The organism is Catenuloplanes niger, assembly GCF_031458255.1.
Lineage (GTDB): Bacteria > Actinomycetota > Actinomycetes > Mycobacteriales > Micromonosporaceae > Catenuloplanes > Catenuloplanes niger.
On record NZ_JAVDYC010000001.1, the window covers coordinates 7817959 to 7831970 of the forward strand.

The following is a 14012-nucleotide window of genomic DNA, read 5'->3' on the forward strand; positions in this document are numbered from 1 at the left end:
TGCGCGGTCTACCGCTGGTAGAAGCCGACCACCGTGCCGGACTCGAACGTGCGGCTCTCGGCCAGCGTGAACGGCACCGGGCCGAAACCGGTGCCGAACATCGGCTTGCCCGCGCCCGCCACCACCGGGTACCGCTTCACGATCAGTTCGTCGATCTCCGGCAGCAGCTGCCCGGCCAGGTCGGCGCCGCCGCACAGCCAGATGCCCAGCCCGTCCTCCCGCTTCAGCCGCCGCACCACCTCGACCGGGTCCTCGCCGGAGACGACCTCGACCGCCGGGTCCTCGACGGTCAGCGTGCGGGAGAAGACGATCTGGCGCAGATGCGCGTACGGGCTGGTGACGCCCGCGGCCAGGCCCGGCTCGTAGGAACCGCGGCCCATCAGCACGGTGTCGAAGTGCCGGTTCGGCGCGTCCGCCAGGCCCGCCGGCCCGCGCAGGTGGCTCGGCACCGTCTCCGGCCACTCCGCGTTGATCGCCGCCAGCACGTCCGCGGTCATCGGGAAGAAGTCGAACTCCCCGCCCGGCCCGCAGATGAACCCGTCGATGGTGGTCGCGATGTAGTAGGTCAGCCGTCTCATCCGGAGATCGTGCCAGACGAGTGGCCCGGCACACATCCCGCCCCGGAATTGAGCGCGACCGACTCAAGTTATCTCCATCGGAAGCGACAACATGGGGAGATGGACATGAGCAACACGATCTGGACCCGGCGCGACCCGTTCGCGGACTTCGACGCGCTGGTGCGCAACGCTTTCGGCCCGGTCACCACGACCCGCCCGGCCGGTTTCACGCCGGCCGCCGAGGTGTTCCGGGACGGTGACGACGCGGTGGTCCGGCTGGAGCTGCCGGGCGTGGACGTCGACAACGACGTGACGGTCGAGGTCGACGGCGGCCGCCTGACGGTCCGTGGCGAGCGCCGCGACGAGCGCGCCGAGCAGCGCGACGGCCGCAGCCTCCGCGAGGTCCGCTACGGCACCTTCCGCCGCAGCTTCGGCCTCCCGCAGCACACCACCTCCGAGGCGGTCTCCGCCACCTACGACGCGGGCGTGCTCAGCGTCCGGGTGACCGGTGCCTACGCGGGCCGCGAGGCCCGGCGCATCCCGGTCACGGCCGGCGCGACCGCGGTCACCGCCGCCCCGGCCGTCGAGGCCGCCCCGGCCGAGCGGGCCTGAGCACGCTCCGGTCCGGCAGGCCGGCGCCAACCCCTGCCGGACCGGCCCACGACGCCCCGGCTCGGCAGAACGGCACCGACCCGCTGCTGAGCCGGCCGGCACCTGGAATGCCCGGCCGTGGGACGGCCGGCACCCCGACTGCCGGCCGCGGGCCGGCCGGGCATCAGGAAGGAACGAACGGCCGCGGAGTCTGCACGCTCCGCGGCCGTTTCGTGTCCGGTCCCCGGGTGTGCCGCGGGCCGGCGGGCCCGCCGTGGCGGTCGGTCGTCCGCCCCGGCCCGCCGGGTCAGCGCCGCTCGGCCGCGGCGGTGCGCTTCGGCCGGCGGGCGAGGACGAAGCCGGTGACGACGAAGGCGACGACGAACAGCGTCGCGGCCACCTGGGCGATGCCGTGCAGGCCGAGCGTGGGGAGGATCGCGCCGGCGAAGACCACGACCCAGAAGACCGGGCTCTTCGTGTTGATGACTGTGGACATGTCTGCTCCGTTTCGGTTCGCCTCCGGGCCGGCGGCGCGGCGGTCGGTCGATCTGTTGATCACTGTAGGAACCGGCGCCCGGCCGGCATCAGGGTCAGGCGTCAGCGCTCCGGCATGACAACTGTCATCGACGTGTGCCCACCGGCTATCGTGGCCCGCGCACGGTCCGCGATCTTGGGGGAGGCGCCGGATGTTCCGCTGGAGCCGGTCGACGGCGCCCGGTGAGGTCGCGGCCATCGTGAGCGTGTGGCTGCTGCTCATGCTCATGCTCGTGCTGAGCGTCGGGCAGGTCTTCGGCCAGCGCCAGCAGGGGAACGAACTCGTGACCCCGCCGGTCGCGGTGGTGTGCGTCGTGTTGAGCTTCGTGACCGCCGGGTGCTACCTGCGGCTGGAGACGCTGTTCCTCCGGGGCGTCCGCGGCCGGCGGATCCAGGTGCTCGTCTGGACCCAGGTGGTGGCGTCGCTGCTGGTGCTCGGTCTGGGCAGCGCCTGGACGATGCCGGCGCCGGCGCTGGCCGCGGCGCTGCTCGTCGCGACCGGCCGGCGAGGGTTGCTGGTCGTGGTGCTGATCTGCGCGGTGGACCTGCTCCTGCTGCTCGTGAAGTCCGACGGCACCCGCGCCCAGGCCTTGGCCATCATCGCCGTGACGGTGCTGGTCTGCGGCTTCGGGCTCCATGTCGTGACCCGGCTGCGCATCGTGCTCGACGAGTTGCGCCGGACCCGGGAGGAGATGGCCCGTGCCCGGGTGGACGAGGAGCGCACGCGCATCTCGCGTGAGCTGCACGACCTGCTCGGCCGCACGCTCGTCGCGGTCTCGCTGCGCAACGAGGCCGCGCTGCGGCTGCTCGACTCCGATCTGGAGCGTTGCCGTGGCCAGCTCACCGCGCTGCAGTCGCTGGTCATCGACGGCCAGGCCAGACTCCGGGCGCTGACCAGCGGTCCGGCGCTGATCAGCCTCGGCGACGAGCTGGCCAGCGCCCGCGAGCTGTTCGAACTGGTCGGTGTGCGGGCGGAGATCGACGCCGTCCCGGTGGACGACCATGCCGTCGACCAGATCCTGGCCGCGGTGGTCCGGGAGGCGGTGACGAACACGCTCAAGCACGGGCGGCCCACCTGGTGCCGGATCGGCGTCGTGCGCGAATCCGGGACCGTCGTCGTCACCGTCGTCAACAACGGGGTCGTCCCGTCGGCCGGCGAGAGCGCCCACACCGGGCTCGACGACCTCCGCACGCGGGTCGCGGCGCTGCGCGGAGCGCTCACGGCCGAGGCGATCCCCGGCGGCCGGTTCCGGGTCGTCGTGCGGATCCCGGACGGCGGGACGGCACCGGCGGCGACCGGCCGGGAGATGGCCGGCGCATGAGCGAGCGACCGCTGCGGCTGCTGATCGCCGAGGACGTCGAGCTCGTCGCGGAGGCGTTCGAGGCGCTGTTGAGCACCGAGCCCGCGTTCACGGTCGTGGCCCGGGTCGGGCGCGGTGACCAGGTGCTGCCGGCGGTGCAGAGACACCGTCCGGACGTGGCACTGCTCGACGTGGACATGCCCGGTGCCACCGGGATCGAGGCGGCGCGGCTGGTGACCGACGCCCACCCGGAGTGCCGGGTCATCCTGCTGACCGCGCTGCCGGGCAGCGGGCACCTGCACCGGGCGCTGACCGCCGGCGCCTCCGGATATCTCGTCAAGGCGACCACCGGGGCACGGCTGATCGACGCGATCAAGAACGTCGCGGCCGGGACGATCGTCATCGACCCGCAGCTCGCCGCGGACGCCCTGCGCAGCGGACCCAACGTGCTCTCCGCGCGCGAACAGGAGATCCTGCGCCTGGTGGACCGGGGGCTCAGCAGCCGGGCGATCGCCGCCGAGCTGTTCCTCTCGCACGGGACGGTCCGCAACTACCTGTCCACCGTCATGTCGAAGCTGGACGCGCGCTCCCGGGTCGAGGCGGTCCGGATCGCACACCGCCGCGGCTGGCTCTGACCCGCCCGGCACCGCCGAGGCCGGCCGCGAAGGCCGGTGGCTGCGCGGCCGGCGGCCGTCGGGCCGGCTCCTGCACCACCGGGCGGTTGCGGATCCGTCAGTCCGCGGAGCGCAGCATCGCCCGGATGCCGACGGTCAGCCCGACCGCGGCGGTCACGCCCGCGGCGACCGCGCCCCACAGCGCGTCCGTGCTCGCGACCCGGCCGGCGAACAGCGCCCGTTCCGCGTCGACCAGATAGGCCAGCGGATTCGCCGCGGCCGCCACCCGCATCCAGGCCGGGCCGCTCTCCAGCGGCAGCAGCATCCCGGAGAGGATCATCAGCGGGTACAGCAGCGTCTGCTGGACCAGCCAGAACATCCACTCGTTCGTGCGGACCGCGATGGCCAGCGCGTAGCTGAGCGAGCCCAGGCCGACGCCGAACACGGCCAGCAGCAGCAGGCCGAGCAGCGCGCCGGCCGGGTGCAGCGTGAAGCCGAACGGGACCATCACGGCCACGATCAGCACGGACTGGCCGGCGAGCGGCACCATCTCCTTCAGGGACCGGCCGATCAGCAGCGACGACCGGCACAGCGGGGTGACCATCATCCGCTCGTGCGCGCCGGTCTGGAACTCGAAGAGCAGGTTCGACCCGACCGCGGACGTGCCGAACAGCGCGGTCATCAGCAGGATCGACGGCACGAACCACTGCCAGACGGAGCCGCCGGCGGTGACCGGGCCGGCCGCGCCGGCCGAACCGGCCAGCAACGGGCCGAACAGCGCCAGGAACACCAGCGGCTGGACCAGGCCGAAGACCACGGAGAACGGGTCCCGGAGCATCGGTTTCAGCTCGCGGGTGAAGACGATCCGGGTGTCGCGTACCAGCGTGGTCATGAGGCGTTCTCCTCGCGCAGGCTGCGGCCGGTCAGGGACAGGAAGACGTCGTCGAGCGTGGGCCGGAACGTCTGCGCGCCCGCGACGGTCAGGCCCTTCTCGAACGCGGCGCGCAGCACCCCGGCGACGGCGGCCGGTCCGTCCGCGACCCGGGCCGCCACGGTGTCCCCGGCGATCGACACGTCCGACGCGCCGGGCAGCTGCGACACCAGCGCGGCGAGGTCGGACGGGGCCGCGCAGGTGAACGACACCCGGTCACCGGCCAGCCGGGTCTTCAGCGCCGTCGCGGTGTCGTCCGCGATCACCTCGCCGTGGTCGACGATCACCACCCGCTCGGCCATCGAGTCGGCCTCGTCCAGGTAGTGCGTGGTCAGCACGATCGTCATGTCGTGCTCCGCGCGCAGCCGCAGGATGTGTTCCCAGAGGTTCGCCCGGTTCTGCGGGTCCAGCCCGGTCGACGGCTCGTCCAGGAACAGCAGCTTCGGCGTGTGCACCAGCCCCATCGCCACGTCCAGCCGGCGCCGCTGACCGCCGGACAGCTCCGACACCTTCCGCCCGACCAGATCGCCCAGGTCCAGAGCCTCGACCAACGACCCCACGCGGGTACGGGCGGCGCCGCGCCCCAGCCCGTAGATCGCGGCCTGGCTGTGCAGTTCGTCGAGCACGCGGTGCTGGTGGCCGGCGCCGTTGCCCTGCCCGACGTACCCGATGCGGCGCCGCACCTCGCCGGGCGAGCGCCGCACGTCGTGACCGGCCACCTCCGCGGTGCCGGACGTCGGCGCGATCAGCGTGGTCAGCATGCGCATCGTGGTGGTCTTGCCGGCGCCGTTCGGGCCGAGCACCGCGCACAGTTCGCCCGGCGCGACGTCCAGCGTGATGCCGCGGACCGCGTGCACCGGTCCGAAGTCCTTCGTGAGGTTCCGTGTCCTGATCATCGTGCTCCCTTCGTCGTGGAACAGCTTGGCCCCGGTAGCGGACAGAACCTGTCCTGGATGCGTGCGATCGTGGGTGCATGCTGGAGACCTCGGGACGCCTGCTGAAACTGCTGTCCCTGCTGCAGGCCCGCCGCGACTGGCCGGGCGGCACGCTCGCCGAACGGCTCGGCGTCAGCCCGCGCACGGTGCGCCGGGACGTGGACCGGCTGCGCGAGCTGGGCTACCCGGTGCGGGCCACGAAGGGCCCGGACGGCGGCTACCGGCTGGGCGCCGGTGCGGAGCTGCCGCCGCTGCTGTTCGACGCCGATCAGGCCGTCGCGGTCGCGGTCGCGCTGCAGACGGCCACCACCAGCGTGGACGGCATCGAGGAGGCGGCGCTGCGCGCGCTCGCCACGGTCCGCCAGGTGATGCCGGCCCGGCTCCGGCACCGGGTGGACGCGCTGCAGGTCACGTCCGTGCGCCGCACCGAGGACCGGCCGCGGGTGGACGCGGAGGTGCTGCTCACGGTCGGTGCCGCGGTCCGGGCCCGGGAGGTGCTGCGCTTCGACTACCGGGACGTGGTGCGCCGCTGCGAGCCGCACCACGTGGTGATGTGGGGTGGCCGCTGGTACCTGGTCGGCTGGGACACCGACCGGGGCGACTGGCGCACCTACCGGGTGGACCGGATGACGCCGCGCACCCCGAACGGGCCCCGGTTCACGCCGCGTGAGCTGCCCGCGCCGGACGTCGCCACCTACATCGGGGAGCGCTTCTCCGCCGAGTCGACCGTGACGGCCTGCCGGGGCACGGCCGTGCTGCACGCGCCCGCGGAGTACGTCACGCCCTGGGTGCGGCACACCGACCTGGTCGAGCCGCTCGGCGCGGACCGCTGCCGGCTGACCATGAGCTCCTGGTCCTGGGTCGGGCTGGCCGCGGGGATGGGCATGTTCGACGTACCGCTGGAGATCGAGGGCCCGCCGGAGCTGCGCGCGGCGGCCACCCGCCTCGCGCAGCGCTACACCGCCGGCTGACCCCGGCCGGCCGGCGGTGCGGGCCCGGTGCACGGCCGTCGCTCAGCCGGCCAGATGACGGCGGAGGAAGTCACCGGTGACCGAGCGGGGTTCCTCCATCAGCCGCGCGGGTGGGCCGGCGAAGACCAGCTCGCCGCCCTCGTGACCGGCGCCCGGACCGAGGTCGACGATCCAGTCCGCGCGGGCGATCACGTCCAGGTGGTGCTCGATCACGACGACCGTGTTGCCGGCGTCGGCCAGCCGGTCGAGCAGGTCGTTGAGCTGGGCGACGTCCCGCAGGTGCAGGCCGGTGGTCGGCTCGTCCAGCACGTACAGCCGCGTGGTGCCGGCTCCGGAGGCCAGCGCGATGGCGAGCCGGAGCCGCTGTCGTTCGCCGCCGGAGAGCGTGTCCAGCGACTGGCCGAGCGTCAGGTAGCCGAGGCCGGTGTCCAGCATCGCGGCCAGGACCGGTGCCGCGGCCTTCTCCGTGACGAACTCGGCCGCCTCCGCGACCGGCATGGCGAGCACCTCGGCGATGTTCTTCCCGCGCAGCGTGTACTCCAGCACGGACGGGATGAAGCGCCGGCCCTCGCACTCCTCGCAGACCGTGGCGACCTGGTCCATGAACGCGAGATCCGTGTAGATCAGGCCGGCCCCGCCGCAGCGTGGGCAGGCACCGGCCGAGTTCGCGCTGAACAGCGCCGCGTTCACGCCGTTCGCCTTCGCGAAGGCCTTGCGCAGCGGGTCGAGCACGCCGGTGTAGGTGGCCGGCGTCGACCGCCGCGAGCCCTTGATCGCGCTCTGGTCCAACAGGACCGCGTCCGGGTACAGCCGGGGGAGCGAGCCGCGGATCAGCGAGCTCTTGCCGGACCCGGCCACGCCGGTCACCACGGTCAGCGCGCCGGTGGGCAGCTCCACCGTGACGCCCTTGAGGTTGTGCGTGCGGGCGTTCTCGATGCGCAGCCGGCCCGTACCCGTGCGGGGCGTGTCCTTCGCCGTCGGTCTCCGGGCGAGGGCCAGCCCGGTGGCGGTGCCGGACGACCGGAGGCCGGCGAGGGATCCCTGGTAGACCACGGTGCCGCCGCCGCTGCCCGCGTCCGGCCCCATGTCGACCACGTGGTCGGCGATCTCGATCACCGCGGCCTTGTGCTCCACGACCAGCACCGTGTTGCCCTTGTCGCGCAGCCGGACCAGCAGCTCGTTGAGCCGGTGGATGTCGTGTGGGTGCAGGCCCACGGACGGCTCGTCGAACACGTAGGTGATGTCGGTCAGGCTCGACCCCAGGTGCCGGACCATCTTCACGCGCTGCGACTCGCCGCCGGAGAGCGTGGCCGAGCGCCGGTCCAGGCTCAGGTAGCCGAGCCCGATGTGCGCGAGGTTGTCGAGCCGGTCGGCGAGCGCGGTGACCAGCGGCGTGACCGTGCCGTCGTCCGCCTTCCGGACGAACTCGGCCAGGTCGGTGACCTCCATCGCGGCGCACTCCGCGATGTTCCGCTCGCCGATCCGGCAGGCGCGGGCCGCCTCGTTGAGCCGGGTGCCGCCGCAGTCCGGGCACGCGGACCTGGTCGCGACGCGCTCGACGATCGCGCGCGCGGCCGGCTGCATCGAGTCGAGGTCCTTGCTCAGGAAGAGCCGGCGGAACTTCGGCAGCAGCCCCTCGTAGGTCGCGTTCATCGTGCCGCCGCCCGGCATCCGCTGCTTGATCTTCGCCTCCGGCAGGTGCAGCAGCTTCTCCCACTCCTCCGCGGTGTAGTCGCGCAGCCGCTTGTCCGGGTCGAAGAAGCCGGACTGCGCGAAGATGCTCCAGTACCACTGCCCGACCGCGAACTGCGGCAGCAGCAGCGCGCCCCCGTTGAGCGACCTGTCCCGGTCGACCAGCTGATCCACGTCCAGCGTGGAGACGTCACCGAGCCCCTCGCAGGCCGGGCACATGCCGGCCGGGTCGTTGAACGACAGCGCGATCGGATGCGGCACCGGCGGTGTGCCGAGACGCGCGAAGAGCAGGCGCAACATGGTGTACGCATCCGTGGCGGTGCCGACGGTGGAGCGCGAGTTGCCGCCCATCCGTTTCTGGTCGACCACGATCGCGGCGGACAGGTTGTGCAGCGAGTCCGCGTCCGGCTGGCCGTAACCGGTCATCAGGCTCTGCACGAACGCCGGATAGGTCTCGTTGATCAGCCGCTGCGACTCGGCCGCGATCGTGTCGAACACCAGCGACGACTTGCCGGACCCGGAGACGCCGGTGAAGACCGTGATCATGCGCTTGGGGATGTCGACATCGACGTCCCGCAGATTGTTCTCCCGGGCGCCCCGCACCTCGATGTTCCCGTAGTCAGTCACCGCGCCACCGTAGCATGTACCGTACGTAGTACGTTTGGCTCCGCACCCACGATCTTGGAGAATGTGTGTCGTGACCCGCCGCGCCCCCGACCCCGCCCGCACGCTCGCGCTGCTCTGGGGCGCGCACCGCCACGAGGGGCGCAGCGGGCTCAGCGTCCGCACGATCGTGTCCGCCGCCATCGAGATCGCGGACGCGGAGGGCCTGGAGGCGGCCGTGATGCGCCGCGTCGCCGACCACCTCGGCGTCGGCACCATGTCGCTCTACACGCACGTGCCGGGCAAGGCGGAGCTGACCGCTCTGATGGCCGACACCGTGCTCGGGACGCTGTACGCGACGGCCGCGCCGTCCGCCGCCGGGGACTGGCGGGCCGGCCTCCGGATGATCGCGCGGGAGAACTGGGCGCTCCACGAACGTCACCCGTGGCTGCTCGCGGCGACGGACGGCCGCGGCGAACTCGGGCCGAACGTGCTGCGCAAGTACGAGCTGGAGCTGGCCCCGCTGGACGGCATCGGGCTCACCGACGTGGAGATGGACTCCACGCTGACCATGGTCCTGGTCTACGTCGAGGGCGTCTGGCGCACCCGCCACTCCCTGCGCCGCGCCCAGGAGCACAGTGGCCAGACCGACGCGGAGTGGTGGCAGAGCACCGGCCCGATCCTGGAGCGGGTGATGAGCGGCGGCGAGGCCCGGTTCCCGCTCGGCGGCCGGGTCGGCACCGCGGCCGGGCAGGAGCACAACGCGATGATCGACCCGGTGCACGCGCTCGAGTTCGGCCTCGACCGGATCATCGACGGGATCTCCGCGCTCATCGCCCGTTGATCGACTCGTCCAGGATCTCCACGGTGTGCGCGAGCCGCGGTGCCGGAGCGTCCCGCCGGGCGAACGCGTCCGCGATCTGCAGCAGGCAGCCCGGGTTCGCGGTGACCAGCACGTCCGCGCCGGTCCGCGCGATCGCGTCCGCCTTGCGGTCGCCCAGCTCCATCGCCGGCTCCGGGTGCAGGATGTTGTAGATCCCCGCGCTCCCGCAGCACATCCCGCCGTCCCCGATCTCCCGCAGCGTCAGGCCCGGGACCTGGCTCAGCAGCCGCCGCGGCGCCGTCCTGATCCCCTGCGCGTTCGCCAGGTGGCAGGCGTCGTGATAGGCGACCGTGATCGGCAGCGGATGCCGTTCCGCCACCGGGCCCAGCTCGTCCAGCAGCTCCGCCACGTCCACCACCCGGAACGGCGGCTCCTCGCCCAGCAGCTCGCGGTACTCCTTCAGCGCGGACCCGCAGCCGGCCGCGTTCGCCACCACCACGTCGACGTCCCGGAACGCGTCCACCGTCCGCCGGGCGAACCGCCGCGCCTCCTGGTCCCGCCCGGTGTGCAGGGACAGCGCGCCACAGCAGCCCTGCCGGCCCGGCACGATCACCTCGACGCCCTCGGCGGCCAGCACGCGCGCGGTCGCCGCGTTCACCCCGGGGAAGAACTCGCGCTGCACGCAGCCGGTCAGCATGCCGACCCGCGCCCGGACCGTGCCCCGCGCGGGCGTGCGCCGCGGCACCCGTTCCCGCCCCCACCGCCCCGGGCCCCGCCCGGCCACGCGCGGCAGCGCCACCTGACCGGCTTCGCGCGCGGCCGGCACCTGCGCGGCCGGCACCTGACCGGCTTCGTGCGGGACCGGCACCTGACCGGCTTCGCGCGGGACCGGCGACCGGCGGGTGCGGGAGTCGCGCCGGTTCGGCGCCAGGCGGGCCAGCATCGCCAGTCGCGGCGTCAACCGTCCCAGCGGCGCGTCGCGTGCCATCAGCCTTTCCAGACCCAGCAGACGGTACGCGGCCAGTGGCCCCCGCAGCAGCCGGAGGCGCCCGGGCCGGGGGAACAACGCGAAGATCAGGCCGCGCAGCAGCCGGTCGGCCGGCGGGCGCCGGTACTCGTCCTCGACCTGTGCGCGGGCCGCCCCGATCAGCAGGTCGTAGCGCACGCCGGACGGGCAGGCCGGCACGCACGCCAGGCAGCCCAGGCAGGCGTCCAGGTGCCCGGTCAGCACGTCATCGGCCGGCGCGCCGTCGATGAGCTGGTCGATCAGGTGGATCCGCCCGCGCGGCGAGTCCATCTCCTCGCCCCACAACTCGTAGGTCGGGCACGCCGGCAGGCAGAACCCGCAGTGCACGCAGTCCCCGACCAGCCCCCGATCCGGCCGTCGCACCTCACTCATCCGCGCCTCCCAGCGTCCCGGTAACCCCGCTCACCGACCACCGCGCCGCGGGTCCCGGTGGTGCGGTACGCCGTCCGGCCGTGCTCGGGCGCGGCGCACCCGACGTCCCGGTGCGCCGGACGGCGACGTCGCATGTCAGAGACCGCCGACGAAACGGCCGGGGGAGAGGCGCCGGCCGGGATCGAACCGGTCCTTCACCCGGCGCATCAGGTCGAGCGCGGGCACCGGGCCCCACACGTCGACCGCGTCGCGGACCGGTGCGGGCGCGGCCAGCACGATCGCGGTGCCGCCGTACCGGGCGCACACCGCGCGTAACGCGGTCAACGCCGCCGCGACGCGTGCGGGCGGGGCCGCGGTGCCGCCCGGCGGGCCGGGCGGGAGCGCGGCGGTGAGCACGCCGGCGGCGGCCGAGCCGGCGACGGCGGCGCCGGCGTCGCGGGCGGCGGAGAGCACGGCGGGCAGGCCGGAGCGGACGAACGTCAGCCGCAGCAGCGGGCCGCCGTCCGTGACGGGTGGCGCGCCCCAGCGGGGTGGCGCGTCCGCGCGCACGTGCACCTCCGCCGCGCCGGCCGCCCGCAGCAGCTCGCGCGCGGCCGCGGCGCGTGCGGCCACGGCGGCGGGCACGCCCTCGACCAGCACCACGACCGCGCCGGTGGCCGGGCCGGCCGTGTCGTCGTGCGGTGGGGCCGGAAGGTCGAGCTCGATCGCGGACGGGGTGAGCTGCGCGGTGCCGACCGCCTCGACCAGCGGCGCGACCAGGGACGGGCCGAGGACCGGGGCGACGACGAACGCGCGGGCGGCGGGGAGCGGGCGGAGGCGGAAGATCAGCCGGGTGAGGACCGCGAGGGTGCCGTAGGAGCCGCACATCAGGCGGCCCAGGTCGTACCCGGCGACGTTCTTCACCACCCGGCCGCCGGCGGACGCGGGCGTGCCGTCCGGGCGGACCACGGAGATGCCGATGATCTGGTCCTTGACCGGGCCGGCCAGCAGACGGGACGGGCCGGAGTGGCCGAGCGCGACCGTGCCGCCGAGCGTCGCGCCCGGCGGCTGCCCGTCCACGGCCAGCCGTTGACCGGCCGCGGCGAGGTGCCGCTGCACGTCGGCCAGACGGACACCGGCCTCCGCCACCAGCACCAGGTCACCGGCGGCGTGATCGACGATCCGGTCCATCGCGGAGAGGTCGAGGATCAGGTCGGCGCGCGCCGGCGGCAGCCCCCAGTGCAGCCGGGTCCCGCCGCCCCGGGCGACCACGGCGAGATCGTGCGCGGCCGCGGCCCGCAGCACGTCCGCGACCTGCGCGGGGTCGCCCGGCCGCGCCAGGTAGCGGGCGCGGACCCCGGCCACCTCGTCGGCCGGGCCGGCGTGCGCGCAGACGTCGCCCAGCGCCGGCAGGACGTCCCGGGTCATCGCCGGCTCCGCGACGCGGCGGGGCGACCGGAGCCCGGCGGGTGCTGCGGCGCGGCGGCGCCACGGACCGGGCGGCCGCGACCCGGGACGGCGGCGCCGGCGAGCTCCGCCGGACGGCCGCGCGGGTGCGCCGTACCGCCGCGGGGTCTGCTCGGTGGTGCGGGCCGCATCAGAAGATCTCCGCGGCGGCGGGCGGCTCGGTGGCGGCGTGGTGCGTGCGGGGGATCTCGCCGCAGAGGCGCGGGGTCGGGAAGATCTTGCCGGGGTTCGCGATGCCGGCCGGGTCGAACGCGCACCGGACCAGCTGCATCGTGTCCAGGTCGGCGTCGGTGAACATGCGCGGCAGATATTTCGCCTTGTCGACGCCGACGCCGTGCTCGCCGGTGATCGAACCGCCGTGGGTGACGCACAGGTCGAGGATCGCGCCGCTGACGTCCTCCGCGCGGTCCTCCTGGCCGGGGACGGCCGCGTCGAACAGCACGAGCGGGTGCAGGTTGCCGTCGCCGGCGTGGAACACGTTCGCGACGCGGACGCCGGTGTCCGCGGCGAGCGTGGTGATCGCGCGCAGCACCTCGGGCAGCGCGGTCCGCGGGATCACACCGTCCTGCACGATGTAGTCCGGGCTGATCCGGCCGACCGCGGCGAACGCGGACCGGCGGCCCGTCCAGATCAGCTCGCGCTCGGCGGCGTCGGCCGCGATCCGCAGCTCGGTCGCGGACGCGCAGAGCCGGGTGACCGTGGCCAGTTCCGCATGCACGTCCGCGGCCGGCCCGTCCAGCTCGATGATCAGCACGGCCCCGGCGCCGGGCGGGTAACCGCAGGCCACCGCGGCCTCGGCGGCCTCGATCGCGAGCGCGTCCATCATCTCGATCGCGGCCGGCACGATCCCGGCCGCGATGATCGCCGAGGTGGCCGCGCCCGCGTCGTCGGTGCCCGGGAACGCGGCCAGCAGCGTGGTCACCGCCTCCGGGTCGCGGGTCAGCCGCACGGTCACGGAGGTGACCACGCCGAGCGTGCCCTCCGCGCCGACCACGGTGCCGAGCAGGTCGTAACCGGGCGCGTCCGGCGCCTCGCCGCCCAGCGTGACCAGGTCACCGTCCGGGGTGACCAGGTCGGCCGCGACCACGTGCCCGGCCGTGAACCCGTACTTCAGGCAGTGCGCGCCGCCGGAGTTCTCCGCGACGTTGCCGCCGATCGAGCAGATCTGCCGGCTCGACGGGTCCGGCGCGTAGTGGTACCCGTACGGCGCCGCGGCGCGGGTCACGTCCAGGTTGATCACCCCGGGTTCGACGACCGCACGCTCGTCCGCCGGCCGCACCGCGAGGATCCGCCGCAGCCGGGACGTGACGATCAGGACACCCGCCGCGTGCGGCAGCGCGCCGCCGGACAGCCCGGTGCCCGAGCCGCGGGCGACGAACGGCACCCGGTGCCGGGCGCACGCGGCCACGACGGAGGCGACCTGCTCCGCGGTCTCCGGCAGGACGACCAGCCCGGGCACGACCCGGTGATGGGTCAGGCCGTCGCAGTCGTACGTCCGCAGCCGGGCCCGGTCCGTGATCACCGCCCGCTCCGGCAGCAACGCGCGGGCGTGCTTCGTGACGGCCGCGAGCGCATCCATGACCGTCACGGTACTCGCTCGTTGCGATCAAGGTTG

At 74.3% G+C, this 14012-nt stretch carries 13 protein-coding genes; 5 read left to right on the forward strand and 8 right to left on the reverse strand.

Annotated features, from left to right (window positions below; genetic code table 11):
* Positions 1 to 8: 8 nt before the first annotated feature.
* A complete protein-coding gene (locus J2S44_RS34280; RefSeq protein WP_310422624.1) occupies positions 9 to 578 on the reverse strand; it encodes a dihydrofolate reductase family protein in 570 nt (189 codons plus the stop codon).
* Between the two features lie 105 nt (positions 579 to 683).
* Here J2S44_RS34280 and J2S44_RS34285 point away from each other — a divergent pair, with 105 nt between their 5' ends.
* Positions 684 to 1169 carry an Hsp20/alpha crystallin family protein gene (locus tag J2S44_RS34285; protein ID WP_310422627.1) on the forward strand — a complete coding sequence of 162 codons (486 nt, stop codon included), beginning with the start codon at positions 684 to 686 and terminating at the stop codon, positions 1167 to 1169.
* A 286-nt stretch (positions 1170 to 1455) separates the two neighbouring features.
* Here J2S44_RS34285 and J2S44_RS34290 read toward each other — a convergent pair whose 3' ends face one another.
* Positions 1456 to 1644, reverse strand: coding sequence for a hypothetical protein (locus tag J2S44_RS34290; RefSeq protein ID WP_310422630.1), 189 nt, complete (start codon positions 1642 to 1644; stop codon positions 1456 to 1458).
* A 190-nt stretch (positions 1645 to 1834) separates the two neighbouring features.
* On the opposite strand from J2S44_RS34290, the gene J2S44_RS34295 reads away from it, so the two are divergent.
* Positions 1835 to 3004: a sensor histidine kinase gene (locus J2S44_RS34295; protein ID WP_310422632.1), complete on the forward strand. Its 1170-nt coding sequence runs from the start codon at positions 1835 to 1837 to the stop codon at positions 3002 to 3004.
* On the forward strand, positions 3001 to 3618 hold the full coding sequence (locus tag J2S44_RS34300; RefSeq protein ID WP_310422635.1) for a response regulator: 618 nt from the start codon (positions 3001 to 3003) through the stop codon (positions 3616 to 3618). Before J2S44_RS34295 ends, J2S44_RS34300 begins: the two co-directional genes overlap by 4 nt.
* 97 nt (positions 3619 to 3715) lie before the next feature.
* Here J2S44_RS34300 and J2S44_RS34305 read toward each other — a convergent pair whose 3' ends face one another.
* Both J2S44_RS34305 and J2S44_RS34310 read right to left on the reverse strand, forming a co-directional pair.
* Positions 3716 to 4489: an ABC transporter permease gene (locus J2S44_RS34305; protein WP_310422638.1), complete on the reverse strand. Its 774-nt coding sequence runs from the start codon at positions 4487 to 4489 to the stop codon at positions 3716 to 3718.
* Positions 4486 to 5424 (reverse strand): ATP-binding cassette domain-containing protein, encoded by a 939-nt coding sequence (locus J2S44_RS34310; RefSeq protein ID WP_310422643.1) that lies wholly within the window; start codon positions 5422 to 5424, stop codon positions 4486 to 4488. The genes J2S44_RS34305 and J2S44_RS34310 overlap by 4 nt, the downstream gene beginning before the upstream one ends.
* Positions 5425 to 5501: 77 nt before the next feature.
* On the opposite strand from J2S44_RS34310, the gene J2S44_RS34315 reads away from it, so the two are divergent.
* Positions 5502 to 6434: a helix-turn-helix transcriptional regulator gene (locus tag J2S44_RS34315; RefSeq protein WP_310422645.1), complete on the forward strand. Its 933-nt coding sequence runs from the start codon at positions 5502 to 5504 to the stop codon at positions 6432 to 6434.
* Between the two features lie 42 nt (positions 6435 to 6476).
* Here J2S44_RS34315 and J2S44_RS34320 read toward each other — a convergent pair whose 3' ends face one another.
* Positions 6477 to 8753: an ATP-binding cassette domain-containing protein gene (locus J2S44_RS34320; protein WP_310422648.1), complete on the reverse strand. Its 2277-nt coding sequence runs from the start codon at positions 8751 to 8753 to the stop codon at positions 6477 to 6479.
* 70 nt (positions 8754 to 8823) lie between these two features.
* Between J2S44_RS34320 and J2S44_RS34325 the strand changes: the two genes are divergently transcribed.
* A complete protein-coding gene (locus J2S44_RS34325) occupies positions 8824 to 9573 on the forward strand; it encodes a TetR/AcrR family transcriptional regulator (protein WP_374727936.1) in 750 nt (249 codons plus the stop codon).
* On the opposite strand, the gene J2S44_RS34330 is transcribed toward J2S44_RS34325, so the two are convergent.
* The 3 genes from J2S44_RS34330 to J2S44_RS34340 form a co-directional block, all read right to left on the reverse strand.
* On the reverse strand, positions 9560 to 10951 hold the full coding sequence (locus J2S44_RS34330) for a (Fe-S)-binding protein (RefSeq protein WP_310422654.1): 1392 nt from the start codon (positions 10949 to 10951) through the stop codon (positions 9560 to 9562). The two genes, J2S44_RS34325 and J2S44_RS34330, sit on opposite strands and share 14 nt — an antisense overlap.
* 135 nt (positions 10952 to 11086) lie before the next feature.
* Complete coding sequence (locus J2S44_RS34335) at positions 11087 to 12358, reverse strand: FAD-binding oxidoreductase (RefSeq protein WP_310422658.1); 1272 nt, start codon at positions 12356 to 12358, stop codon at positions 11087 to 11089.
* 169 nt (positions 12359 to 12527) lie between these two features.
* Positions 12528 to 13976: an FAD-linked oxidase C-terminal domain-containing protein gene (locus tag J2S44_RS34340; RefSeq protein WP_310422661.1), complete on the reverse strand. Its 1449-nt coding sequence runs from the start codon at positions 13974 to 13976 to the stop codon at positions 12528 to 12530.
* Between the last annotated feature and the right edge of the window lie 36 nt (positions 13977 to 14012).